The sequence below is a fragment of the Sutterella faecalis genome (assembly GCF_006337085.1).
Classification (GTDB): domain Bacteria; phylum Pseudomonadota; class Gammaproteobacteria; order Burkholderiales; family Burkholderiaceae_F; genus Sutterella; species Sutterella faecalis.
Genome location: NZ_CP040882.1, coordinates 1,286,115 through 1,310,578, shown reverse-complemented (window position 1 = coordinate 1,310,578; position 24,464 = coordinate 1,286,115). Strand labels below are relative to the sequence as shown.

General features: G+C 58.7%; 17 protein-coding genes. 10 read left to right on the top strand and 7 right to left on the bottom strand.

Annotated elements, in window-relative coordinates:
• Positions 1 to 284: 284 nt before the first annotated feature.
• The 4 genes from dcuC (at position 285) to pepT (ending at position 4,812) form a co-directional block, all read left to right on the top strand.
• Positions 285 to 1,043, top strand: a complete 759-nt coding sequence (dcuC, locus tag FG381_RS05270) for a C4-dicarboxylate transporter DcuC (protein WP_139687862.1) — start codon at positions 285 to 287, stop codon at positions 1,041 to 1,043.
• Between the two features lie 126 nt (positions 1,044 to 1,169).
• Positions 1,170 to 2,330, top strand: a complete 1,161-nt coding sequence (locus tag FG381_RS05265) for a porin (RefSeq protein ID WP_139687861.1) — start codon at positions 1,170 to 1,172, stop codon at positions 2,328 to 2,330.
• A gap of 87 nt (positions 2,331 to 2,417) precedes the next feature.
• Complete coding sequence (locus FG381_RS05260; RefSeq protein ID WP_139687860.1) at positions 2,418 to 3,473, top strand: type II asparaginase; 1,056 nt, start codon at positions 2,418 to 2,420, stop codon at positions 3,471 to 3,473.
• 97 nt (positions 3,474 to 3,570) lie between these two features.
• On the top strand, positions 3,571 to 4,812 hold the full coding sequence (pepT, locus tag FG381_RS05255; protein WP_139687859.1) for a peptidase T: 1,242 nt from the start codon (positions 3,571 to 3,573) through the stop codon (positions 4,810 to 4,812).
• A gap of 214 nt (positions 4,813 to 5,026) precedes the next feature.
• On the opposite strand, the gene guaA is transcribed toward pepT, so the two are convergent.
• The 4 genes from guaA to FG381_RS05235 all read right to left on the bottom strand — a co-directional run bounded on the left by guaA (position 5,027) and on the right by FG381_RS05235 (position 12,351).
• The gene (guaA, locus tag FG381_RS05250) at positions 5,027 to 6,598 is read right to left on the bottom strand and encodes a glutamine-hydrolyzing GMP synthase (RefSeq protein ID WP_139687858.1); all 1,572 of its coding nucleotides are present in this window, start codon (positions 6,596 to 6,598) and stop codon (positions 5,027 to 5,029) included.
• A gap of 214 nt (positions 6,599 to 6,812) precedes the next feature.
• Positions 6,813 to 8,282 (bottom strand): IMP dehydrogenase, encoded by a 1,470-nt coding sequence (guaB, locus tag FG381_RS05245; RefSeq protein WP_139687857.1) that lies wholly within the window; start codon positions 8,280 to 8,282, stop codon positions 6,813 to 6,815.
• Between the two features lie 368 nt (positions 8,283 to 8,650).
• Positions 8,651 to 10,486, bottom strand: coding sequence for an AMP-dependent synthetase/ligase (locus FG381_RS05240; RefSeq protein WP_139687856.1), 1,836 nt, complete (start codon positions 10,484 to 10,486; stop codon positions 8,651 to 8,653).
• Positions 10,487 to 10,497: 11 nt separating this feature from the next.
• Complete coding sequence (locus FG381_RS05235) at positions 10,498 to 12,351, bottom strand: AMP-dependent synthetase/ligase (protein WP_322618362.1); 1,854 nt, start codon at positions 12,349 to 12,351, stop codon at positions 10,498 to 10,500.
• Positions 12,352 to 13,804: 1,453 nt separating this feature from the next.
• Here FG381_RS05235 and FG381_RS05230 point away from each other — a divergent pair.
• The 3 genes from FG381_RS05230 (at position 13,805) to FG381_RS05220 (ending at position 17,079) form a co-directional block, all read left to right on the top strand.
• Positions 13,805 to 15,853 (top strand): ribonucleoside triphosphate reductase, encoded by a 2,049-nt coding sequence (locus tag FG381_RS05230; RefSeq protein ID WP_139687855.1) that lies wholly within the window; start codon positions 13,805 to 13,807, stop codon positions 15,851 to 15,853.
• 206 nt (positions 15,854 to 16,059) lie between these two features.
• Complete coding sequence (gene nrdD / locus FG381_RS05225; protein WP_139687854.1) at positions 16,060 to 16,260, top strand: anaerobic ribonucleoside-triphosphate reductase; 201 nt, start codon at positions 16,060 to 16,062, stop codon at positions 16,258 to 16,260.
• 12 nt (positions 16,261 to 16,272) lie between these two features.
• Positions 16,273 to 17,079, top strand: coding sequence for an anaerobic ribonucleoside-triphosphate reductase activating protein (locus FG381_RS05220; RefSeq protein ID WP_139689141.1), 807 nt, complete (start codon positions 16,273 to 16,275; stop codon positions 17,077 to 17,079).
• A gap of 76 nt (positions 17,080 to 17,155) precedes the next feature.
• On the opposite strand, the gene FG381_RS05215 is transcribed toward FG381_RS05220, so the two are convergent.
• The 3 genes from FG381_RS05215 to FG381_RS05205 all read right to left on the bottom strand — a co-directional run bounded on the left by FG381_RS05215 (position 17,156) and on the right by FG381_RS05205 (position 19,651).
• The gene (locus tag FG381_RS05215) at positions 17,156 to 17,437 is read right to left on the bottom strand and encodes an HU family DNA-binding protein (RefSeq protein ID WP_139687853.1); all 282 of its coding nucleotides are present in this window, start codon (positions 17,435 to 17,437) and stop codon (positions 17,156 to 17,158) included.
• Positions 17,438 to 18,032: 595 nt separating this feature from the next.
• Positions 18,033 to 19,085, bottom strand: a complete 1,053-nt coding sequence (locus FG381_RS05210) for a tetratricopeptide repeat protein (RefSeq protein ID WP_139687852.1) — start codon at positions 19,083 to 19,085, stop codon at positions 18,033 to 18,035.
• Complete coding sequence (locus FG381_RS05205) at positions 19,085 to 19,651, bottom strand: hypothetical protein (protein ID WP_139687851.1); 567 nt, start codon at positions 19,649 to 19,651, stop codon at positions 19,085 to 19,087. Before FG381_RS05205 ends, FG381_RS05210 begins: the two co-directional genes overlap by 1 nt.
• 145 nt (positions 19,652 to 19,796) lie before the next feature.
• Here FG381_RS05205 and FG381_RS05200 point away from each other — a divergent pair, with 145 nt between their 5' ends.
• The 3 genes from FG381_RS05200 (at position 19,797) to FG381_RS05190 (ending at position 24,463) form a co-directional block, all read left to right on the top strand.
• Complete coding sequence (locus FG381_RS05200; RefSeq protein WP_139687850.1) at positions 19,797 to 20,333, top strand: hypothetical protein; 537 nt, start codon at positions 19,797 to 19,799, stop codon at positions 20,331 to 20,333.
• A 166-nt stretch (positions 20,334 to 20,499) separates the two neighbouring features.
• Complete coding sequence (locus FG381_RS05195) at positions 20,500 to 21,960, top strand: MFS transporter (protein WP_139687849.1); 1,461 nt, start codon at positions 20,500 to 20,502, stop codon at positions 21,958 to 21,960.
• Between the two features lie 205 nt (positions 21,961 to 22,165).
• The gene (locus FG381_RS05190) at positions 22,166 to 24,463 is read left to right on the top strand and encodes an inorganic phosphate transporter (protein ID WP_139687848.1); all 2,298 of its coding nucleotides are present in this window, start codon (positions 22,166 to 22,168) and stop codon (positions 24,461 to 24,463) included.
• Position 24,464 lies beyond the last annotated feature (1 nt).

Sequence of the window (24,464 nt, the reverse complement as noted above, 5' to 3'; positions counted from 1 at the left end):
ACAGACATGATGTTTGAATGATAGTAAGTGTAATTACGTACATATAAATTTTATTTTTTTAGAATTATCAATATTCTTTTCTTGCGAGTGGTGGAATTCAGCATTTCGTGCCCAAAGCCGTCAGGTTTTCACGTATAGCAAAGTGCCTAGATGCAGGCATACATTCGGTGCTTGATGCACCGTTTCAGTGCTTTTTGGGTTTCCCTTTTCTCCGTGACGTCACCCCCTCAAAGAACTTCAGGCGCATCTCTTTCAGGACCAATCCTCTCGGAGCAACCTTCAAAATGTCTTTCTCCATTCTGGCCGCTTGCGTCATTGTGGTTGCAGCACTTTATGCACTTGTGAAGCGCATCGAAACGCGTCTTGTTCTGCTCGTGGCAGGTCTTGCCATGTGCTGCATTTCGCTTGACCCGATGGCGGCCTTCAAGCAGTTCGACAAATCGATGACGACGTCGTCCCTCATCATCTCGATCTGCTCGTCCATGGGTTTTGCCGCCTGCATCACGATGACGAAGTGCGATCTGCACCTCGTTTCGCTGCTCACGAAGCCGCTGAAGAAGCTCGGCATCATGCTGCTGCCCTGCTGCATGATCGTTACGGGCATTGCGTCGCTTGCCATCGGTTCGCTCGCCGGACTCTGCGCCGCCATCGGCCCGACCATCGTGGGTCTCATGATTCGTGCGGGCCTTCAGTCCTGCGGCGTTGTTTCCGCGTTTATCGAATACCTTAAAAATTCGAGTGAAATTGCGAAGCTTGGTGCTTCCTTCGGTCCCTATCTCCTGGGCGTCATTACGGGTTCCGGCAATGCGGCAGCTTTTGCCTTCAATGAGGCTGTAACCCCACATGCAGCTGAATTCGGAATGGAAATCAAGGACCTTGGCTTCCTCGCCTGCATTTCAGCCACGCTCGGCCGCGTTTCATCGCCGCTTGCTGCCGGCGTCATTCTGATTGCAGGTCTGGCAGGCGCCGAACCGCTCGATGTCATCAAGCGCTCGTCCATTGTGATGATTCTCACGATCGGCGTTCTCTATTTCCTCATGTAGTCGTTTCTTCTTAAACCCCACCAAAGGGATCGGTCTTCCGATAACCAGCCGGAAAGACTGGTCGCTTTTCCCCATGGGTCCATCTCTTTGAGGCTGGACCCCTTCCTTAAATCAGGAAATATAACTATGAAACAACTCAACATCGCTCTCGCTGCTGCGGTTGCCGCCCTCACTTTCGGCATGGCTTCTCAGGCCTCTGCCGCTGATGTTCAGATCTACGGCCGCATTGACGCGGGCCTCGTCTATGAACATACGGATCCGGGCGTCGGCGACGCGACGGATAAATTCACGCTCGATTCCGGCGTCGGCACGGCGAGCCGCTTCGGCCTGCGCGGCAGCGAAGACCTCGGCAATGGCTACCAGGTGAAGTTCGTGCTCGAAAACGGCTACAAGTCGGATACCGGCGCGCTGAGCACGGCCGATACGCTTTTCGACCGCGAGGCAACCCTTCAGCTCGTCGGCCCCTTCGGCACGATTTCTGCCGGCCGCTCCGCGATCCTTGGTACTGACGGCGGGAGCTTCAATCTCCTCGGCGGCATCAACCCCTTCGGCACGGGCATGGGCAATATCGGCAATCAGGGCATCGTCCTTGCAAAGATCGATTCTTCCCGCCGCGACAACATGCTCACCTACCGCAGCCCCAATCTGGCGGGCTTCCAGGTGACTGCCGCCTATTCGATGGGTTCGAACGACTATGAGAACAAGGCCGGTTCAGACCGCTACATGGGCATCGGCGCAACCTACACGGTCGGCGCCCTGAGCACGGTCCTCCTTTACGAAGGCATGAACGAAGGAACGATTGAGGATCTGGAGGAAGGCACCAAGCACAAGGCGAAGAATCCGGAAGACATGTGGCGCGTCACCCTGGGCGGCAACTACAACTTCGGCTTCATGACGGTCTATGCGGCTGCGCACTGCTTCGGCAACGCCAACGCGCTCAGCACGCAGGGCTGGAACGGCAGCGCTATGGAAGCGAAGCTTTTTGGCGGCGCTGAAAAGAATTTCGATGAACTCGAAGGCTACAGCGGCATCGTCGGCTTCGACGCTCCGCTTGCGGGCGGCAAGGTTCTCGCCTCCGTCGGCGCGCTCAAGGCTGAGACCGATGAGCTCGACGAAAAGGTGAAGGCCACGGCCTGGTTTGCAGGTCTCGGCTACCAGTACAACCTCTCGAAGAGCACGCGCCTCTATACGGGCATCGGCTACACGGAAGGCGAATACAAGTACAAGGGCGAGAAGGTGAAGCCTGAATCGCTCAGCACCGTTGCAGGTCTCTCCTACTACTTCTAATGCATTGAAGTCCAAACACTTCTTTGCTTAACCCTGCTGGCGCCTCATAAGAACCTACGGGGCGCCGGCAATTTTCGGGAGCTTCACATGAAACTCAAGCAGACGATGACGATTATCGGCGGCATTATCGCCATGGCCTTCGCTTCGCAGTCCTTTGCTCTGCCCTCCGTCAAAATCCTCGCTACCGGCGGCACGATTGCGGGCGTCGCGCAGAAGAGCACCGACGTGACGGGCTATAAGGCGGGGTCGCTCGGAATCGACACCCTGATTCAGGCAGTCCCCCAGATGAAGGACTATGCCGAAGTGTCGGGCGAGCAGGTCGCTAATATTTCGTCCAACAACGTCGACACGAAGATTCTTCTTCACCTTGCCAATCGTGTGAATGAGCTCCTCGCGGATCCGAAAATCGACGGCATCGTAATTACGCACGGCACCGATTCGATTGAAGAAACGGCTTTCTTCCTCAACCTGACGGTGAAGAGCGACAAGCCCGTGGTGCTCGTAGGCGCCATGCGTCCGGCAACGGCCATCTCGGCCGACGGTCCGATGAATCTCCTTGAGGCCGTTCAGGCAGCAGCTTCGCCCAAGATGAAGGGTGTGGGCGTTACGATCGTCATGAACGACCGCATCTGCGCCGCACGCGAAACGACGAAGTTCAATACGAGCAACGTTGCTACCTTCCAGGCGCCTGAGTACGGCTATCTCGGCGTCATGAGCAAGGCTCAGCCCGTGCTCTATCGGCTCTCAACCCGCCGCCATACGGCCAACAGCGAATTCGACGTGAAGGGACTTGAGACGCTCCCGCGTGTGGACGTCGTCTATGCCCTTCCCGGCGATGACGCCAGGATGCCCGAAGCCGCTCTGAAGAACGGCGCCAAGGGCATTGTTTCGGCGAGCATGGGCAACGGTTCGATTCCGAATGCACATAAGGACTTTTACGTTCCTCTCATGAAGAAGGGCTTCCCCGTGGTTCTCTCCGAGCGCGTGCCGACGGGCGACTGCGTGCTTTCCGGTGAGGACGAAGCGCAGGGCTACCTTGCTGCGGGAAACCTGAATCCTCAGAAGTCGCGCCTGCTTCTCCAGCTCGCGCTCACGAAGACGACTGATCCCAAGGAAATTCAGCGCATCTTCAATGAATATTGATTGAAAGTCTGAAGGAGGGCATTGTTTCAGAAGAGCAGTGCCCTCTCAGGAAAGAAGAATCTCTTTAAACATCACTCAAAGGCAAAAGAAAATCATCATGACGGACACGGTTCAATCGCGATTCCTTCGCTACGTGAGCTTTGATACGCAGTCTGCCCGGGATAGCAGCACGGCACCTTCGACGGAAAAGCAGCTGAAGCTCGCCGAAGCGCTTGTTGAGGAGTTGAAGTCCTACGGGATCGGGAATGCCCATGTGGGCCATGGCGGCGTCGTCTACGCCGAAATCCCCGCCTCAAAGGGCTGCGAAGCCTGTCCCTCGATCGGCTTCATTGCGCACATGGACACGTCTCCCGATGCTTCGGGCGAAAACGTGAAGCCGCAGATCCTGCGCTATGAGGGCGGCGACGTGATTCTCAATGCCGAAAAGAACATCATCTTCAAGGCTGCCGACTTCCCCGAAATCACGAAGTACGCCGGCGAAGACATCATCTTCACGGACGGCACGACGCTTCTCGGTGCTGACGACAAAGCGGGCGTCGCCGCCATCATGACGATGGCAGCCGAAATTGCTGCTCACCCGGAAATTCCGCATGCGCGCCTCGCGATCGGCTTCACGCCCGATGAGGAAGTCGCCCGCGGTACGGAAAACTTTGATATCGAGCACTTTGGCGCGCAGTACGCCTATACGTTCGACGGCGGCGAAGTGGGGACCCTTGAGAGCGAAAACTTCAACGGCGGCACCGCCATCGTGACGATTGAAGGCGTGGGCGTCCATCCGGGGCTCGCGAAGGACAAGATGGTGAATTCGCTGCGTTTCGCGGCGAAATTCATGGAAATGCTCCCCGCCGAGATGAGTCCGGAATGCACGGCCGGCCACGAAGGGTTCCTCCACCCCAACATGATGCAGGGGAACGTCGTCGCAACGAAGATCCGGATTCTCATCCGCGACCACGATGCGGCGCTCTATGAAGCCAAGAAGACGCTTCTCGCCGGTCTCGTTGAAAAGATGAATGCGCTCTATCCGCAGGCGAAGGCGAAGCTTGAAATCAAGGACAGCTACCAGAACATGCGTCCCTACCTCGACCGGGCGCCGAAGGTTCTTGAAATTGCACGCGAAGCCTATCGTGCGGTGGGGCTCGAACCGATCGAGGAGCCGATTCGCGGGGGAACGGACGGCGCGCGTCTTTCCGTGCGCGGTCTTCCCTGCCCGAATGTCTTTACGGGCGGCATGAACTTCCACGGGATCTATGAATGCATTCCCGTGAAATCGCTCGACAAGGCGGCTGAAGTCGCGATGAAGTTGGCTGAACTCTCGGGCAGCATCAAGTCGCTCGACTGACGTTGGAACTAATTAAGAGCCTGATCGGCGCTTTCCCTGTTTCTTGCGGGGAAGGCGCCGATTTTTTGGGGCTTGCTCCGGGATACGTTCTGCCTGGGCAGGCGCTCCAACGAAAGAAGGCAGTCCTTCTCAATGCGGACTGCCTTCTTTTCGATCCCTCAGCAGGTGAAACACCGGATCTCAGGCTGCTGAATGTGCGGATTCAAGGGAAAACTTATTCCCATTCGATCGTGGCAGGGGGTTTGCCGCTCACGTCGTAGACCACGCGGTTGATGCCGCGGACTTCGTTGATGATGCGGTTCGAAACGGTGCCGAGGAGCTCGTAGGGGAGCTCGCTCCACTTGGCCGTCATGAAGTCGGAGGTCTGGACCGAGCGCAGCGACACCACCCATTCGTAGGTGCGGCCGTCGCCCATGACGCCCACGGACTTGACCGGGAGGAAGACCACGAACGCCTGGCTCACCTTGTCGTAGAGGCCGGCCTTGCGGAGTTCCTCGATGAAGATCGCATCGGCTTCGCGCAGAAGATCCGCGTATTCGCGCTTCACTTCGCCCAGGATGCGGACGCCGAGGCCGGGTCCGGGGAAGGGATGGCGGTAGACCATTTCAGCGGGGAGGCCGAGCTCGATGCCGAGTTCGCGCACTTCGTCCTTGAAGAGGCTGCGCAGCGGTTCGAGGAGCTTGAGGTGAAGCGTCTCTGGAAGGCCGCCCACATTGTGGTGGCTCTTGATCACCTTCGCCTTCTTCGTCTTGGCGCCGGCGGATTCGATCACGTCCGGATAAATCGTGCCCTGGGCGAGCCAGCGGGCATTCTTGATCTTTTCGGCTTCCGCCTGGAAGACGTTCACGAATTCGCGGCCGATGATCTTGCGCTTCTGCTCGGGGTCGGAGACGCCGGCGAGCGCATTCATGAAGCGGTCGACGGCATCAACCACGATGAGCTTGAGGCCCATGTTCTTTTCAAAGGTTTCGCGAACCTGTTCGCGCTCGCCCTTGCGAAGGAGCCCGTTGTCGACAAAGACGCAGGTGAGGCGCCGGCCGATGGCGCGGTGAATGAGGGCAGCAGCCACGGAGCTGTCGACGCCGCCCGAGAGGCCGAGGATCACTTCCTCGTCGCCCACTTCGCGGCGGATGGTTTCAACGGCTTCAGCAACGTAATTGCCCATCACCCAGTCGGGACGGCACTTGCAGATGTCGAGCACGAAGCGGTTGAGAATCTGGCGTCCCTGAACGGTATGCGTCACTTCAGGATGGAACTGCACGGCATAGAAGCCCCGCTCTTCGTCGCACATGCCGGCGATCGGGCAGGACGGGGTCGAGCACATCACCTTGAAGCCCGGGGGGAGCTCCGTCACCTTGTCGCCGTGCGACATCCAGACCTTCAGCATGCCTTCGCCAGATTCCGTGCGGAAGTCCTCAATGCCTTCAAGGAGCTTCGTATGGTTGCGGGCGCGCACTTCAGCGTAGCCGAATTCGCGCTTCGCGCCGCTTTCGACCTTGCCGCCGAGCTGCTGGGCCATCGTCTGCATGCCGTAGCAGATGCCGAGAACGGGAACGCCCGCCTCAAAGACGGCCTGGCTCGCCTGGTCGTTGCTTTCCTCATAGGCGCTCATGTGCGAGCCCGAGAGGATGATGCCCTTCGGGGCGAACTCGCGGATGAAGTCCGCCGAAACATCGTTCGGATGAACTTCGCAGTAGACGTGGGCTTCGCGCACGCGGCGGGCGATGAGCTGGGTCACCTGGCTGCCGAAGTCGAGAATCAGAATGCGGTCGTGAGAGGTTTGCATGGGTACGCTGCAGTTCGGGAAAAAGAATTTGTCTCTTACTAAATGCGCTTGAGCGGAATGCTTCCAAGGCCCTTAGTGAAGATTCGGGCGAGACTATAACAAAATGAAAAGGCGCCCGCGCCCGGATTTCTTCGGGGGTTCGGGCGCCTTGACGTTTTTTGCTCCAGAGCGGGACGCTCTCTAGTAAGAGGGAGCTTCCCGCGTCGGGGCTTTATCAGTTGGCCTGACGATAGTTCGGGGCTTCCTTCGTGATCTTCACGTCGTGGACGTGCGATTCACGCAGACCGCCGGCGGTGATCTGGACGAAGCGGGCGCGGGTGCGCATTTCTTCGACCGTGCGGCAGCCGCAGTAGCCCATCGAGGAGCGCAGACCGCCGATCATCTGATAGATGATCGCGGAGATGGATCCCTTGTAGGGAACCATGCCTTCGATGCCTTCCGGCACGAACTTGTCGATGTTGCCCTGGTTGTTGTCCTGGAAGTAGCGGTCGGCCGAGCCCTTGCCCATGGCGCCGAGCGAGCCCATGCCGCGGTAGGACTTGTAGGAGCGGCCCTGGTAGAGGATCACTTCGCCCGGAGCTTCTTCCGTGCCGGCGAACATGCCGCCCATCATGACGGAGCTCGCGCCGGCAGCGATCGCCTTGGCGATGTCGCCCGAGAAGCGGATGCCGCCGTCGGCGATGCAGGGAACGTCCGTGCCCTGAAGCGCTTCGGCGACGTTGCTGATGGCGGTGATCTGAGGAACGCCGACGCCGGCAACAATGCGGGTCGTGCAGATCGAGCCCGGGCCGATGCCGACCTTGACGCCGTCGGCGCCGTGTTCGACGAGGGCGAGCGCAGCTTCGCCGGTGGCGATGTTGCCGCCGATCACCTGCAGATCCGGATAGTGCGTCTTCACCCACTTGACGCGGTCGAGAACGCCCTTCGAGTGGCCGTGAGCCGTATCGACGACGATCACGTCGACGCCGGCATCAACGAGCTTCTCGACGCGTTCTTCCGTGCCCTGGCCGACGGAAACGGCAGCGCCCGCGAGGAGCTTGCCCTTCGAATCCTTGGCGGCAAAGGGGTGATCCGTTGCCTTCGTGATGTCCTTCACCGTCATGAGGCCGGCGAGGTGGAAGTCCTTGGTGACGACGAGCACGCGCTCGAGGCGGTGCTGGTGCATGAGTTCCTTGGCTTCTTCAAGGGAGGCGCCCTCATGAACCGTGACGAGGCGTTCGCGCGGCGTCATGACTTCGCGGACGGGAACGCTCATGCGGGTTTCAAAGCGCAGGTCGCGGTTCGTGACCATGCCGAGAACGGAGCCGTCTTCGGCAACAACCGGGAGGCCGGAAATGCGGTGTTCGCGGGCAAGCGCAATCACGTCGCCCACAAGCATGTCGGGGCCGATCGTGATCGGTTCGGCAACGACGCCGGCTTCGTGGCGCTTCACCTTGGCGACTTCCGCAGCCTGCTGGTCGGCGGTCATGTTCTTGTGAATGAAGCCGATGCCGCCTTCCTGAGCGAGGGCAATCGCGAGCTTCGCTTCCGTCACCGTATCCATGGCGGCGGAAACCATCGGAATATTGATCGAAAGACCGCGGGTGAGCTTCGTCTGAAGCTGCGTGTCGCGCGGGAGGATTTCCGAATAGGCGGGAACGAGCAGAACGTCGTCGAACGTGTAAGCCGTCTGAAGGAGTCGCATAACAACCTCTGAGTGCAAAAAAAAATACACCGGTCGAACCCTGCAGAGGCTTTTCGCTCTGCGGAATCCGGAGTACGGCACGTAATTGAATTCAGTCTGCGCCGGGAGGGAACAGGCGTTCCCCGCGGGCTGAATGTTCCTTCTTCTTCATGCATGCCGCTCTGGGAATGAAAGCACCGGAGCGGCGAGGAAGGAAAATCCGAGATTGGTTTGCGCACGCAGTCTAATGATTTTTTACTTTCCCGTGTGGTTCGGTTCGAAATTTTTTTGATGCCCCGGGATGCAAAGCGCTCCGCACCCGGAGATGAGTGCGGAGCGCCTTGAAAAGATGCTCGGTTGAGCGGGCATCAGGACCGGTGCGTAAGGAATCAGGCCGCAGGATGTCCTGAATAAATGGCCTCAATCAGGTGCCCCCAGCGGGCGAAAATTTCCTTTCTGCGCGGCTTCATGGTGGGCGTGAGAAGGCCGTTCTCAATCGTGAAGGGTTCGCGCACGACGGCAATCGAGCGCGGGATGCCGTAGGAGGGGAAGTCCTTCGCCGCTGCGCGCACGCGCTTCAGAAGAAGCCTCGTCATGCTCCTGTCCGTGAGGGTGGCGGGATCCTCGGGATCGAGCTCCATTTCCCGGCAGAGCGACTGCCAGAGCTCGGGCTGCACAACGAGAAGCGCGCTGATGAAGGGACGGTTTTCGCCGTAGACGAAGACCTGCTCGAAAAGCGGATCATTCTGAATGGCAAATTCGAGATCCACCGGAGCGATCTTTTCGCCCGTGGAGGTCACGATGATTTCCTTCAGGCGTCCCCTGATGCGCACGCGCCCGCCGTCGGAAAGATCGGCCTGGTCGCCGGTGCGGAACCATCCGTCCTCGGTGAAGGCACGGGCGGTATCGGCCGGGCGCTTCCAGTATCCCTGCATGACCTGAGGTCCGCGAACCTGAAGTTCGTCGTGTTCGCCGAGTCTCACCTCCGTATCGTCCACAGGCCAGCCCACGCAGTCGGGGTGGTTCATGCGGTCCGAAGTAAAGGAAATGATGGGGCTTGTTTCCGTGAGGCCGTAGACCTGACGGATGGGAAGTCCCATTGCGCAGAAGTAGCGGGCAACAGTGGCCGAGAGGCTCGCACCCCCCGCGAAGATGGCCTTCATGCGGCCGCCGAAGACGGCGCGGACCTTGACGCCGACATCCTCGTCAAGCGTCGGAAGCACCGTTTCGTCGAGCTGAGCGCGTTCGGAAGGCTCCACGGGAAGACCATTCTCGCGGCAGAAGCGCCGCCAGCCGGCTTCCGCTGCCCAGGCGGCAATGTACTGATCGTGTTCGGAAGCTTTCGAAAGCTCGAGCTGCAGCTTCTGGTAGATGCGCTCCAGCACGCGCGGCACCGTGCACATGAGGGTCGGACGCACTTCCGCGAGGTCGGCTTCGATATGGGCGACCGAGCGGGCGAAGGCCATGGAAGCGCCGTGCGCGAGCGCAACATAGTGCGCGACCGTGCGTTCAAACGTGTGCGAGAAGGGCAGGAACGAAAGGTAGACGTCGTCGGGCGTGACCTCAACGCGGGCAGAAATCTGCTTCACGTTCGCCACCAGATTGGCGTGCGTCAGCATGACGCCCTTCGGCCGCCCGGTCGTGCCCGATGTGTAGATGAAGCCCGCGAGGCTCTCGGCCTGAGGACCATCGGGCAATGCCTCGTCAGCGATGCCGTTTCCGCGCGCGAGCCAGGTTTCAAGTCCCGTCACGCGCACGCCGTCCTCTTCCTCGTCGCCCAGGTCATTGATGAGGACGACTTCCATGAGGTCGGGAAGCTTCCCGGAAACGGCGTGAATGGCGTTCCAGCGCGCTCTCGAGGTCGTGACGAGAATGCGGCTTCCGGAATCGCGCAGGATGTAGGAGGAGGAGCCCGGCGTATCAATCGCGTGGAGCGGAACCGGAACGAGATTTGCCGCCAGCGCCGCCTGATCAAACGTAACGGCGTCTATTGAATTCGTGAGGAGCATCGCCGCACGGTCGCCCGGGCGCAGTCCTGCCGCATGAAAGGCGCGCCGCCAGCGCATCACGGACTGGCAGAACTCGCGCCAGGTGACGGAAATCCAGCGGTTTTCCGCATAGTCGAACTGCCGGAAGGCTTCGCGTTCCGGCATCTCCCGTACGGTGCGGGCAAGGTACTGAGGAATGGTGACGGGCTCGCCCGTCGGAAGATCTCTATCAAGCATTTTTTCTGCGGTCAGGCCTTCTTCTTCGGGGCGATGGCTTCGTACATGGCGTCGATTTTGTCGCCGTAGCGGCGCACGATCTGGGCGCGCTTAATCTTGAGGGTCGGCGTGAGGAGACCGTTTTCAATCGTCCACGGGTCTCTGAGCAGCGTGACAACGCGCGGAACGCCGTAATTGGGGAAGCCCGCGGAAGCGGCCTTGATGCGGCGCAGAGCCGCCTGAGTGGCTTCGCGCGAGGTGAGGGACTTCTCATCCTCGGGGTCGAGCCCGAGACTTTCGGCGAAGCGCTTCCATTCATCGGGATTGACGACGGCAACGAGTCCGATGCAGGGACGATCGTCGCCGACAGCCATCGTCTGCGAGAAGAGGCGGTCGCACTCAATCGCCGCTTCCAGATCTGCGGGCGGTACTTTTTCGCCCGAAGAGGTGACGATGATTTCCTTGATGCGGCCGGTGATGCGGATATGTCCGTCTTCGTAGATTTCCGCCACGTCGCCGGTGGAGAGCCACCCTTCATCGGAAAGAATCGCCTTCGTAGCGTCTTCACGATGCCAGTAGCCCTGCATGACCGATGGCCCGCGCACCTGAAGTTCTCCCTCGGGCGAGAGGCGCACTTCAATATTGTCGAGCTTCGGACCCACCGTGGTCGGATGGTTGCTGCCGATGCGGTTCACTGCAATGATGGGACTCGTCTCCGTCATGCCGTAGCCCTGGTAGATGGGGACGCCGAGCGCAAGGAAGACGCGGGCGACGGCAGGGTTGAGCGCAGCGCCGCCGGAAATGTAGAGGTGGATGTTGTCGTCGAAGACCGCACGGAGCTTTTTGCCCACCTTGCGGTCAAGGAACCCGGCTACGAAGGGATCAAGCCATGCGCGGCCGGAGGGCTCGAGAGGGAGATTATTTTCACGGCAGACGCGGCGCCAGCCGACTTCCACCGCCCAGTCGAAGAGATACTGCACGTACTTGGGCTGCTTTGCGAGCCCGTCGCGCAGCTTCCCGTAGATCATGTCGTAGACGCGGGGCACCGACATCAGGATGCTCGGGCGGATGGTTTTCAGATCGTCGGCAAGGTTCGCAATTGATCGGTTGAAGGCGAGCGTCAGCCCGCAGCCCACCGCGAGGTAGTAGGACGCCGTGCGTTCAAACGTGTGGGAGAGCGGGAGGAAGGAAAGCAGCGTTTCGCCGCTCCAGGGCTGCAGGCTCAGAAGAACGCCGCGGAGGTTCGAGAGAACATTCCGGTGCGTGAGCATGACGCCCTTCGGGCTTCCGGTGGTGCCGGATGTATAGACGAGTGCGGCGAGATCGGTTGAGCGCGGTCCGGGGGGAAGCGGCGCATCCGGCGTCTTCTGGAGCCACGTTTCGAGCGACATCGTCGGAATAGCGGCATCCGGATCGTCAGAGAATTCATCGTCCGTAATGACGACGAGCTTCAGATTCGGGAGTTCCGCGGATTCCCGGATCTGACGCCATTTGAGCTTTTTGTTGGTGACGAGGATCTCGGCGCCCGAATCGTTGAGGATGTAGGCCGAGGATTTCGGCGTGTCGATGGCGTGAAGCGGTACGGGCGTCAAGGCGTTGGCGAGGACCGACTGGTCAAAGAGCACCGCTTCCATGCAGTTGGGAAGGAGCATCGCAACGCGCGCCCCGCGTTCGAGCCCCATGCCGGCGAGCGCGTGACGCCAGCGCTCGACTTCGTCATAGGCCTCACGGAATGTCCAGTCGCGCCATTCTTTCTTCTTCGCATCCCAGGATTTCCAGCCGACGGCATTCGGACGCTTCTCAACCTGAAGGGCGAGCATCTCGGGAATTGTGGAGAGTACATCCAGGTCGCGGATGCGCTCAAGGCCTTCTTCTTGACGAGACATGGTGTTCATCATTTTTATGAAATTTGGGTGGCGGAGAAAATTGAATTTCTGCCGGCTCAGGAATGAACCTGAAGAAAAAACAGCAAACCCGGAGAGCGGTTCGCTCCTGAAAGTGCACCTCGAATTGTATCGGTGACGGCGGGCGCGGGGCACCGCAGTGCTTTCTTGTGAGGAGCGGCCTTCATGCGGAAGGATGAGTGCAGGGAGAACCCGCTTCCATGCTTCTGAAGAACGAGAACCGGCTGTCGCGGAGAGGCAGATAGACGGGAAGCCTGATGCATACGTGAGAATACGTACATCAACAACTCTTCTCAACCCTGGTCAAAATAAAAATGCGTTATATGATTAATGGATAACCCTTAAAATGCACCGTAATGGTGCGATGTCGCACGAGAAGGTTAGGGTTTGCGTGGAAGGGGTAAAGAGCGTAACTTTAGTTCCGCAGCGAATAAAAGAAAGTCATGTGTTGCTCCTCAAACGCAAGAAAGTGATGTGGTTGGTCCCGCGTCATTACAAATTGGCTGCACCCTAGAAAAGGCTGACGACGGAAAAAAGGGACGTCGTCAGCCTTTTTCATATCCGTTTGCACGGCGTGTATTCGGAAATGCCGCGCCCTGCGGCCGTTTTGGAGAGGCCTATGACGGCCCCTGTCCTTCTTTTGAAGCGTCTCTCCGCATTTTTCTTTCCGCCCTGGGCGGCATGAAGCCATCATTAGTGCCTTATTCCAGGAACTCTTCCGCGCTTCATATTGGGCGCCTGACCGCCGGCGGCGTTTGGCGGAGAGTCCCCCTGTCATGACGGCAGAAGGCCGGCGAGATGACATCTTCTTGACGATTGTCAATCTTTATGTCAAATGTAAGGGAATATTGAAGACGTTTTTGTCCGTCAGGCTGGATTCGTATTTCTGCGTATAAGAACGCGGCTTCGGGAGGGGCTTGAAATAAAAAAAAGCCCGCGGTGCCTTCAGACATCGCGGGCTGGAACAACATTCGGGCGCGGCATGCTTGCATTAGCAATGACGGCCGGCAAAACGCTTCGGCGGCCATTCCAATACAGCCCCTCGGAAGCGCCCGATGTCGACGCACGCCTTGCCGGCTCGGAGCGAGCCGGAAGGAGGAATTGATCCGATATTCATTCTAGGGATTTTTGATTAGATGCATCCTCAGGAAAATCCCTTGAGAAGATGGAGCATGAGGATTCCGATTCGTGCAAATGATCCTCAGGATGCGGGAAAACCCTGTTCGATGAGCTTTTGTCTCATAAAGTCGCTTCAGACAAGGAAAGCGTTTTCTGTGAGCTTCGGTACATGTTCGAAGGGAGTAGGCGAGGGCGGCGGTGCTCTGTTATAGTTTTCACCCCTGCTCCTGAGAACCACAATCTATAGTTTGTTTATTTTCAAGACCTACTATAGGTTGTAGTTCTTATATTCTTTTGATTTATCTGGAAAAGAAGCATGTCTAGCGCCCTCCCTCAGCATCTCCTCAAGCGCGACGGATCCATCAGGGATTTCGATGCGGAAAAAATCGTGTTGGCTGTGGCTAAGGCCGGACGTGCAACGAACGAGTTCGATGAGAAGGAAGCTCGGCGCGTGGTTGAGGAGCATGTGCTTCCCCGTCTTTCCGATCACGATGCGTCGCGCACCCCCAATATCGAGTGGGTGCAGGATGCCGTGGAGCATGCGCTCTTTGAAACCGGACATTTTCCGACGCTTCGCGCCTACATTGTCTATCGCGAATCCCGCGCCAAGGCGCGCGACGCCAAAAAGAGCTGGGTCAATGTGGAGAGCTCCATCAATGAGTATCTCGATCAGCTCGACTGGCGCGTCAATGCCAACGCCAACCAGGGCTATTCTCTGGGCGGCCTCATTCTGAATGTTTCCGGCAAAGTGGTTGCCAATTACTGGCTCAACTACATTTATCCCCCGGAAGTGGGCCGCGCGCACCGCGAGGCGGACGTGCACGTGCACGACCTCGACATGCTTTCGGGCTACTGCGCCGGCTGGTCGCTCAGAACGCTGCTGCAGGAAGGCTTGAACGGCGTAGCCGGAAAGGTCGAGGCCAATGCCCCGAAGCACCTCTCTTCAGCCACCGGACAGATCGTCAACTTCCTCGGCACGATGCAGAACGAGTGGGCCGGCGCTCAGGCCTTTTCGTCCTTCGACACCTACCTTGCGCCCTATATCCGCAAGGACAACCTCCCCTATGAGGAGGTTCTGCAGTGCATTCAGGAACTCATCTACAACCTGAACGTTCCCTCGCGCTGGGGCACGCAGACGCCCTTCACGAATCTCACGTTCGACTGGACGTGTCCTGAGGACCTGAAGAAGGAGCATCCCCTCATCGGCGGCGAAACCATGCCCTTCACCTACGGCGAACTGCAGGACGAGATGGACATGATCAATCGCGCCTATATCGAGGTGATGCTCAAGGGCGATGCCAAGGGCCGCGTCTTCACGTTCCCGATTCCCACCTACAACATCACTCCGGAATTCGACTGGAACAGCCCCAATGCCCTGAGGCTCTTCGACATGACGGCGCGCTACGGGCTCCCGTACTTCCAGAATTTCATCAATTCGGAACTGAAGCCCAACATGATCCGTTCGATGTGCTGCCGGCTGCAGCTCGATCTGAGGGAGCTTCTGAAGCGCGGCAACGGTCTCTTCGGTTCGGCCGAGCAGACGGGGTCGCTCGGCGTCGTGACGATCAACTGCGCGCGTCTCGGATTCCTCTTCAAGGGCGACAAGAAGCACCTTTACGAACGCCTCGACTACCTTCTTGAGCTCGCGAAGACGAGCCTTGAGATCAAGCGCAAGGTTATTCAGCGTCATATCGATCAGGGGCTCTTCCCCTATACGAAGCGCTACCTCGGGACGCTGCGCAACCACTTCTCGACGATCGGCGTCAACGGCATCAATGAGATGATTCGCAACTTTACGAACGACGCGGACGACATCACGACGGATGCGGGGCATGCGTTCGCGCTCGAATTCCTGGACCACGTTCGTTCGCGCCTCGTGGAATTCCAGGAAGAGACGGACCACATGTACAACCTCGAGGCGACGCCGGCGGAAGGCACGACGTACCGCTTTGCGAAGGAAGACAGAAAGCGCTTCTCCGGCATCCTGCAGGCGGGCACGCCTGAGCACCCCTATTACACCAACAGCTCGCAGCTCCCCGTCAACTTCACGGACGATCCCTTTGAGGCGCTCGAACGTCAGGATGATCTGCAGAGAAAGTACACGGGCGGCACGGTGCTTCACCTCTACATGAACGAGGCAGTGAGTTCGGCGGAAGCCTGCCGGGATCTCGTGCGCCGCACGCTCACGAATTTCCGCCTTCCCTACATCACGATCACGCCCACTTTCTCGATCTGCCCGAAGCACGGCTACCTCTCGGGGCGCCACGACTTCTGTCCGAAGTGCGATGCGGAGCTCATTGCTAAAAAGCGCCGCGCGCTCGCCGGGAAAGCAGAGCGTGCGGGAGACGCCAAGGCTGCCAGTTAATGGCATATGAAAGCTATATGTAGTGGCTATTCTTCAGAGGAAATACTTTGTATAGCGTTAATAGCGAATTTTTAATTCGCATTTCCGGGCTCGCCTGATATGATGGCGGGCACCTTATGGGACGAAGCGTCCTTGTCCGATCTGCGGTCATTCACAGCCGCAGTCCGCGGCGGACTGCTTTCATCCCGATCGACTGGAGAAGAAAAATGACTGAACAGAATGAACAGATTGAGCTCAAGGATTCGGAGCGCCAGAAGTGCGAGGTCTGGACCCGCGTAATGGGCTACCACCGTCCGGTTCAGAGCTTCAACATTGGCAAAAAGGGCGAATTTGAGGAACGCGTCTGCTTCACGGAGAAAAGCGCTGAAGGTCACGGCGAGATTCACCGCACATGCTGCAATCGCTGATTTCGCTTGAAGATGATTGACTCCGGCGCCTCAGGCACCTCCCGGGTGATTCGTCTCGAGGAGGCGAGGAATCGGGAGTCTGAAGAAAAGGTCCCGGCATCCGCTTTGCGCGTTGCCGGGATAACGCCTTTTACGACAATTGATTTCCCAGGAAAGCTCTCCGCCGTCGCTTTTCTTCAGGGATGCCCCTGGCGCTGCGTTTACTGCCAGAATCCCTGGATGCAGCCCCCGGAGTTTTCTCCGGATTTAGAGCACGATTCCTGGGAAAAGCTTGAGGCGCTCCTGAAGCGCCGCAAGGGACTTCTCGACGGCGTTGTATTTTCGGGCGGCGAACCCACGGTCGATCCAGCGCTTCCCGATGCCGTGCGGAAGGTGAAGGCGATGGGCTTTGCCGTGGGCCTTCATACCGGCGGCATGATTCCGAAACGCCTGGAGGAAATTCTCCCTCTGATCGATTGGGTAGGGCTCGACGTCAAGGCGCCGCCCGCGGATGCGGAACTCTATGACCGGGTGACGGGGAGGGCGCATTCGGCCGCGCATTTTCTGGAGTCCTTCCGGCTCATTCAGGCTTCTGGCGTTCCGTTCGAGTGCCGCACGACCGCACACCCGGATTATTTGCCGGAAGAAAAGCTCATTGAACTTGCCCGGTGGCTGAAGGCTCAAAACGTGGAAACGTTTGCGCTCCAGATTTATCGACGCCCCATGGGAACTTTTTTTGCATCGTTCCCGGCCGTGGGTTCGGACTATCCGTCAGAAGAGGCGAGAGTTTTTCTAAGAAATTCTTTTTCCCGCTTCATTGAGCGCCGCAACGACCGTTAATGAGGCGCACGATCTCAGAAATAAAAAAGCAGCCCCGAAAGGCTGCTTTTTTTAATGGTTTTTGGGTTGAAGCGGCTTACTTGTCGCTGTTGAGCAGTTCCTTAAAGGACGTGCCCGGGATGAACTTCGGCTTCTTGGTGGCCGGAATGTGGATCAGTTCGCCCGTGGAGGGGTTGCGGCCCGTACGCGCAGCGCAGTCAGCACACTTGAAGGTGCCGAAGCCGATGAGCGTCACAGTCTCGCCATCGCGGACAGCCGAGATGATTTCCTCGAGCGCGCTCACGATGATGCGGTCAACTTCTGCCTTGGAGGCGGTATTACGAGCAGCAACGCGATCAACGAGTTCGAGACGGTTCATGTTGAATAATCCTTGGGAGAGAGAGTTCCTGGATATAAATTCTGTCCGCTCGGGATATTCCCGGCGGATTTCTGGGACGGTCCGGGCGTACCGCAGAAGAGCTCTCCCCCTGAGACGTTTCCTGCAGCCGCTGTTCCCATGGCCGTAGAGAGACTCTAACACTATCTTCCGACTGGTCGCGTAAAAAAATTGTCATCAGAGCCGAATCCGACAGTGATTTCCGGCAGCGTCGGACTCGAAGCGCTCGACGCCTCTTCACAGGTACAAGGGTTTTTATTTGGCCCTTAATAGGTATTCAAGTTTACAGAAAATAGGTTCGAGCGCCCCGCTCATTTGAGCCTTAGCAAAGATCACAAAATTTTTACGAAAGAAATGCAAAATTTTCAATTGGATGGGATTGGATCGTGCGAAAATGCACTTGTCGCGAATTTCGCGGCAGTTGTCTCAGGCGATTGAGACAACCTCCTTTGGTGGTATTTCTGGAGTCATTGCTTCGAAGAGGCTGCCCTCAAGGACGTCGAATGCGAACGCATTCGGACGACCGGAGGCCGGATCTTCGACAATGACTCTTTTTTTGTCTCTTTGGAAATTTGCCTTAACGATCGCTTCGCGGGATAAGAGATTCGAGCATTGCTCTGGGCGAAGCCTCCCGGAGGAGTTTTTCTCCGTCCGCACGCTCCTCGTCGGTCAGCTGCTTCTCAATAATGCGGGCCGTCGCCTGAGCGCCTCCATCTCCCCGCTCTGCCGCCCAGCAAAAGAGCGTCCAGGCGCGCGGGAGCGACATGGGGAGGCCGTTGCCGGTCATCAGGAACCCCGCGAGCATGGATGCTGCCTTGATGGAGCCTCCTTCTGCCGCGCGGCAGAGCCAGCGGACGGCTTCGCGCTGATCGACGGCGCCGCCCGCACCCGACCAGCTCGCAATGCCGATTCGCAGCTGCGCCTCCACAATTCCGGAAAAAGCAGCCTCCCGCATCCAGCGGCGGGCGCCTGGGATGTCCCGTGCGGAAATGTCGCGGCGCCTGAGAAGTTCGGCGAGTTCAAACTGAGCTTCAGGAATCCCGGACCTCGCCGCCTGCTCGAGCCATTTCTGAGCTTCTCCTTCGTTCTGCAGGGTGCCGTCGCCGTCCCGATACATGCGCCCGGTCCTTAGGGCGCTCAGGTTGTCTCCCTGGGCGGCAGCGAGCCTCAGCCAGTAGAGGGCTTTCCCCTCATCCTTAGGAACGCCGATTCCCAAAGCAAAGGCTTTGGCAAGGTCCGTCTGCGCAGAGGCGTTCCCCATATAAGCCGCTTCTTCCAGAAGCCGGACGCCTTCGGCAGCGTTTTTCTTCATTCCCTGCCCCCGGAGATGAAGAAGCGCGAGGAGATGAAGCCCGGCCGGTGAATGCTGCTGAGCGGATTTGCGAAGCAGAATGAGGGCGCGACGGTTGCTGCGCGCATTCGGGGCGTCGGTAAGAAGCCGCCTCGCAAGTTCCGCCTCAGCTTCCGGATCGCCCTGACGGGCGGATTCCTCAATGCGTGCGAGGGCGGCGATCGCCTCTTCTCCGCTTAGGGAGCGAGGGCGCGCCACGCCGCCCAGAAGGTCGAGCACGGGCTCGGTGAAGGCGGCGGGGCGGGGAATTTCAAATAAGGGATCCGGGCGTTTGGGCATTAGTGCTCGGCTGCCGCTCCGGCGTCCTGCTTTTCCCTGGGGAGCGGCTCGACAATCGGAGCATCGCCCTCCTTCGGAACGCGGATGATGACGCCGTTTTGTTCTTCCTTCGGCGTCTCCGTGAGCGCGGACAAGGGTTCAATCCCGGCGAGCACAAGCCCGAGCGTGATTGTGGCGGAGACAAGACCGTAGGCAAGCCATCCGGCGGCGCCCAGGATGATGGCGCGGCCGATCGGGAGCGAATCATAGTTTTTGCCGACGGTTCGCGAAACGACGACGAGCTGCTGCCAGCCGCTCGTCAGCATCCATGCGCCCCACAGCACGACGAGGAAGTAGGGGCCGAGCCAGTCCATGATCGGTTCATTGCGAAAGAGGGTCTGTACGACAAGGTACATGACGATCAGCCAGAGCGAGGAGCGAATCCACATGCGGCTTGCCCGGGCGTTGTCGGGTTCGCCGAGAGCCATCCAGTTCCTTGCCTGGAGCGCGGCGCCGAAAATGGGAGTGAATAAAAGCGCAGCGGCGCAGACGAGCTTGGGGTTATAGAGCTGAGGACGCTGAGACATGCTTTATGCGGAGTGAGTTGTAAATGAGGTGGAGCGAGGCACTGAGTATATTCGCGGCAGAGGAGCTCTGATTCTTCGGGTGCGTCTGAATTGAGTTAATCTTGAAGAATAGATTTCGCATTCAACAGATCGACAACTTATTCATATGAAGCGAATCGCCGTCATTTCCATCTGCGCCTCAGCGCTTCTTGCGCTCCTCACGGGCTGCGCCTCTGAATTTCAGCGGGAGTCCGTTCTTGATGCGCGTGCGGAGGATCCGGAAGGGCTCATTTCGGGTATTCCTGCGGAAGGCGAAAAAGTATGTCTTGCAGCAGGGAGCTTCCATTCAACCGAGCTTGATATTTCCGTTCACCGGGCGCTGCGCGACCGCGGCTACATCGTTACGTTTCTGAAGGGCTACGAAGAGCCCAATCCCCGCCGATGCCGCTTTCTTGTTGCCATTTCCGGCTCCGAAATGTCTACGCCGGGCGATCTGCCTCAATCCATCACGCTCGACTACCGCGATCTCTTTACCGGCGAAACCCAGCGCTCCGTCTGGCGCCGGGATCCGGGAACTTCGGCTGCCGGCTGGCGTCAGGCGTCTCACAAGGCATCTCCCAACGCGCTCCTTGCAGGCGCCTGGGGCGACCTTGATCTCATTACGCGCAACCTTGTTGACCAGCTTTTTCCGGCGCTGCGGTAAAGAGAAGGCGTTTTCCTGACTTTTGCAAAAGCCGCATCAGGGGTAGCATTTCATTTTAGAGAATCGCAGGATTCCGCTTTACAAATTTCAGCCCGCTTGAATCGCCCTCCGGACCCAGCAGCTTCTCGGAGCCCAGGCGAAGACAACAAATCCATAGAGGCCGCCCATGACGCAAGAGAATCAGAAGATTTCCGGGATCGAGCCCGAGAAAGGCGCGCCGACTCCGAATGAGGCCGAAGAACTCCGCCGCGCGGAGAATGAGGCAAAGGGCGTCTATGACGAGCCTCATGAAATTGATTTCTCCGCCAGGCCGGCGAAAAAAGAGGAAGCCAAGGCTGACGAGAAGCCCGCGCTTTCGAGCGAACCGTCCGAGGACGGGGTGGATCGTGCGGCTGAGGAGGAGCTGCAGAAGGACATTCTTCAGAACTGGAAGATGACGCTCACAATTCTGACGGCCGCCTCCGTTCTGATGTCTCTCTCCTACACGATGCTGATTCCCTTCCTGCCGATGTATCTCCTTGACGAACTCAAGGTAGCGCAGGAAGACGTGAATCTCTGGTCGGGCCTTGTCTTTTCGATCTCATTTCTGATCTCGGGCGTCATGGCTCCCATCTGGGGCGCCATGGCGGACAAGAAGTCGAAGAAGCTTATGGCCGTGCGCGCCGCTGTTCTTCTTGCGGTGAGCTACGGTCTCGGCGGCATCGTGCAGAACGAGTGGCAGCTTCTTGCCGTTCGCGCCTTCCAGGGATTTGCGGCCGGCCTCTGGCCAGCGTGCCTCGCGATCATTTCTTCTTCGGTGCCTAAGGACAAGCTCGGCTTTTCGCTCGGCACCATGCAGTCCGGCATGACGGCGGGCGGCGTCCTCGGGCCTCTTCTGGGCGGTCTTCTTGCCGAAGGCTTCGGCATGCGGGCAACCTTCTTTCTGGGGTCCGCGGCGCTCTTCATCATCTCGCTCATGATCATCTTCAAGGTGCGCGAGCCGAAGAAAAAGAAGGTCGTCAAGAGCGGAGCGCCCCGTCCGAAGACGAATCTCCTCAAGGTGCCCGTGGTGCAGCGCATGCTGATTACGGCGGGCGTCGTGCAGATGACGATTCTTCTTCTGCAGCCGATTCTGCCGCTTTATGTCGGAGAACTTCAGGGAAGCATGGACCGGCTCGTCCTGGTTTCAGGCATCCTCTTCTCGGTTGTAGGTCTCTCGGGAGTCATCGCGTCGCCCCTCTGGGGCATTGCCGGGCAGAAATGGGGCTACCGGCCGGTGCTCTACATTGCGCTCTTGGGCTCTGCCGTTTTCGGCATGGTTCAGGCGATCCCCGACACGATTGTTCCCTTCGGCGCCTGGCGCTTTGTGGGCGGGCTGGCGTTTGCCGGCATTTTCCCTGCGATCAACGCCGTCCTCACGCATTCGACGGGCCCGGAAGACCGCGGCCGCATCTTCGGGCTCTCCTATGCCGCGCAGCAGGTGGGAAGCGTCATCGGCCCGATCGCTGGCGGCATGTTCGCCATGTGGTTCAGCATCAAGTTTGTCGTTTTCCTCGCGGGCTTCATCCTGCTTCCGATGGTGGTCTGGCTCTACCTCAAGCGCCCGCATGTTGAACCCAACATGAGCGGCGTGAGCACCCGGCTTTGAACGCATGAGGGAGGCATACCGCGCGCGGTATAAATATTTCGGCCTAATTGATCCGCCCGATGCGCTTCCCTAAAATGTCGGGTTACATATTTATTACATTCCGGAAATGAGCTCGTCAGCACGTCTGCCTACTCCTGAAACAAGGCCTTCCTGCAGGGAAGGCCGTGTCGGGCAGGGCATGCAGAAGCGGGCATAAAGGCAAATCGTGGACATATTTCTTTACACCGTCCTGGCCCTGATCGCAGCTCTTGCCATCTGCGACCTTTTCGTAGGCGTTTCAAACGATGCCGTTAATTTTCTGAATTCCGCTGTCGGTTCCCGCACTGCTCCCTTCTGGGTGATCCTTTCGGTGGCGAGTGTCGGCGTGCTGCTCGGCGCCACCTTCAGCTCCGGAATGATGGAGATCGCGAAGACCGGCGTCTTCGTGCCGGAAATGCTCACCTTCAAGGAAGTGATGGTGATCTTCTGCGCAGTCATCGTGACTGACGTGCTCCTTCTCAATACCTTCAATTCCCTGGGACTGCCCACCTCCACCACGGTTTCCATCGTCTTCGAGCTTCTCGGAGGCACGCTTGCCGTCGCCTGCACCAAGATCTGGATGAGCGGAGCGCCTTTCTCCGAGCTCGGCAGCTACGTCAACTCCGGCAAGGCCCTTGCCATGATCATGGGCATTCTTGTTTCCGTGATCATTGCCTTTGTGGCGGGCCTCGTTATTCAGTACATCCTGCGCCTCATCTTCACCTTCCAATATGAACGGATGTACCGCTGGGCGGGCGGCATCTTCGGCGCGGTGTCGCTTACGGCAATCCTCTACTTCCTCGTCATGAAGGGCGCGAGAGGCGCGAGCTTCATGCAGCCCGAGTGGATTCTCTGGATGGATGAGAATACGGAGGGAATCCTTATCGGGGTCTTCGCCTTCTGGTTTGTCGTCTTCCAGAGCGCGATCATCTTCCTTCGCGCCAACATCTTCCCCTTCATCATTCTTTCGGGCACCTTTGCGCTCGCCTTCGCCTTTGCCGGAAACGACCTCGTCAACTTCGTGGGCGTTCCGGTGGCGGCGCTCGACAGCTTCCATCTCTTTACCTCTCAGCCGGGTGCGGATCCTGAGGTGATGACGATGGGGGGCTTAAGAAACATCACGCATACGCCGACCGTCATTCTTGCGGGGTCGGGCATCGTCATGTGCCTCACGCTCTGGTTCTCCAAAAAGGCGCACCGCGTGATCCGCACGGCCGTGAATCTCTCGTCCGCCACCCGCGGCGGCAAGGAGCAGTTCGGCTCCTCGCTCCCGGCGCGCGTCATGGTGCGCAGCGCCCTGCGGATGAACGACGTCTTCCATCAGATCATTCCGAAATCCGTCTTTGCGGCGCTCGATACCCGGTTCGTGAAGCCCCGTCCGAAGCCCGGTCAGATTGAGCTGCCTTTCGACGAACTGCGCGCGAGCGTGAATCTCGTGCTCGCGGCGGCGCTCATTGCTTCGGCGACGAGCATGAAGCTGCCGCTCTCGACCACCTACGTCACCTTCATGGTCGCGATGGGGTCGTCGCTTTCAGACCGCGCCTGGGACCGCGAGAGCGCCGTCTACCGCATTTCGGGCGTTCTTACCGTGATTACGGGCTGGTTCCTCACGGCCTTCAGCGCTGCCACCGCCTGCGGCTTTGTGGCTTCTCTGATGGCCTTCTGGGGCGAACCCGTCATTCTGATCGGCATGATCTTTGCCCTTTGCGTGATTGCGCGCACGAACTTCTTCTCGAAGGAAGCGCCGGAAGAAACGGAAGAGACGGCGCGTCAGGTCGACAAGGGCGACCAGAGTTCGATCTGCGAGCTTCTCACGACGAACGTCAATCACTATCTCGACCGCACGCTCACGGTCTTCTCCGACGGCCTCGTTGCCTTCCTGCGCGAAGACGATGCGAGCCTTGCGAAGCTGAAGGCCGAGTCGATCTCCCTCATGGATGAAATCTCTGAACGCCGCGGCGTCTACTACAGCATGGCGCTCCAGGGCGGCGGCAGAAAGCGCGACCGCGATGCGCGCAATTTCTACTACCGCGCCTTCACCAACATGAAGGAAGTGAGCCACTCGCTGCGCGATCAGCTCGGGGTTGCGGAAAATTACGTCGCCAACAGCCATTCGCCTTTCCGCGGAAAGATGCGCGAGAACACGATTCTTCTCGCCAAGGAAATGCAGCAGGTGCGCGACAATTTCAGCCCCCAGGCCTGCACGCGCGTGCTCGAGCACCTCGATCTTGCCCAGCAGAGCTTCCTTGTGCAGATCGGCGACGAGCATATTTCGCTCAGAAAGAGCGAGCTCTACCTGGGGTTCCTCCTCTTTGCCCGTGAAGTTCTGAACCGCTTCATGATGGTGAAGCTCCTGCAGACGGAGCTTGAAGTCGAAACGGCGAAGACCGCCGAGGAAGAGGCCGAAAAGAAGACGACCTTTACCGAAGCGCTTGTAGAAGGCTCCTGTTTGCAGAACACGTCTTCGGATAAGCAAACCGCCTGAT

What these genes read in the sequence shown, in the direction of transcription:
- dcuC (WP_139687862.1), top strand. Translation starts at nt 285, where the DNA reads ATGTCTTTCTCCATTCTGGCCGCTTGCGTCATTGTGGTTGCAGCACTT.
- FG381_RS05265 (WP_139687861.1), top strand. Translation starts at nt 1,170, where the DNA reads ATGAAACAACTCAACATCGCTCTCGCTGCTGCGGTTGCCGCCCTCACT.
- FG381_RS05260 (WP_139687860.1), top strand. Translation starts at nt 2,418, where the DNA reads ATGAAACTCAAGCAGACGATGACGATTATCGGCGGCATTATCGCCATG.
- pepT (WP_139687859.1), top strand. Translation starts at nt 3,571, where the DNA reads ATGACGGACACGGTTCAATCGCGATTCCTTCGCTACGTGAGCTTTGAT.
- guaA (WP_139687858.1), bottom strand. Translation starts at nt 6,598, where the DNA reads ATGCAAACCTCTCACGACCGCATTCTGATTCTCGACTTCGGCAGCCAG.
- guaB (WP_139687857.1), bottom strand. Translation starts at nt 8,282, where the DNA reads ATGCGACTCCTTCAGACGGCTTACACGTTCGACGACGTTCTGCTCGTT.
- FG381_RS05240 (WP_139687856.1), bottom strand. Translation starts at nt 10,486, where the DNA reads ATGCTTGATAGAGATCTTCCGACGGGCGAGCCCGTCACCATTCCTCAG.
- FG381_RS05235 (WP_322618362.1), bottom strand. Translation starts at nt 12,351, where the DNA reads ATGTCTCGTCAAGAAGAAGGCCTTGAGCGCATCCGCGACCTGGATGTA.
- FG381_RS05230 (WP_139687855.1), top strand. Translation starts at nt 13,805, where the DNA reads ATGTCTAGCGCCCTCCCTCAGCATCTCCTCAAGCGCGACGGATCCATC.
- nrdD (WP_139687854.1), top strand. Translation starts at nt 16,060, where the DNA reads ATGACTGAACAGAATGAACAGATTGAGCTCAAGGATTCGGAGCGCCAG.
- FG381_RS05220 (WP_139689141.1), top strand. Translation starts at nt 16,273, where the DNA reads ATGATTGACTCCGGCGCCTCAGGCACCTCCCGGGTGATTCGTCTCGAG.
- FG381_RS05215 (WP_139687853.1), bottom strand. Translation starts at nt 17,437, where the DNA reads ATGAACCGTCTCGAACTCGTTGATCGCGTTGCTGCTCGTAATACCGCC.
- FG381_RS05210 (WP_139687852.1), bottom strand. Translation starts at nt 19,085, where the DNA reads ATGCCCAAACGCCCGGATCCCTTATTTGAAATTCCCCGCCCCGCCGCC.
- FG381_RS05205 (WP_139687851.1), bottom strand. Translation starts at nt 19,651, where the DNA reads ATGTCTCAGCGTCCTCAGCTCTATAACCCCAAGCTCGTCTGCGCCGCT.
- FG381_RS05200 (WP_139687850.1), top strand. Translation starts at nt 19,797, where the DNA reads ATGAAGCGAATCGCCGTCATTTCCATCTGCGCCTCAGCGCTTCTTGCG.
- FG381_RS05195 (WP_139687849.1), top strand. Translation starts at nt 20,500, where the DNA reads ATGACGCAAGAGAATCAGAAGATTTCCGGGATCGAGCCCGAGAAAGGC.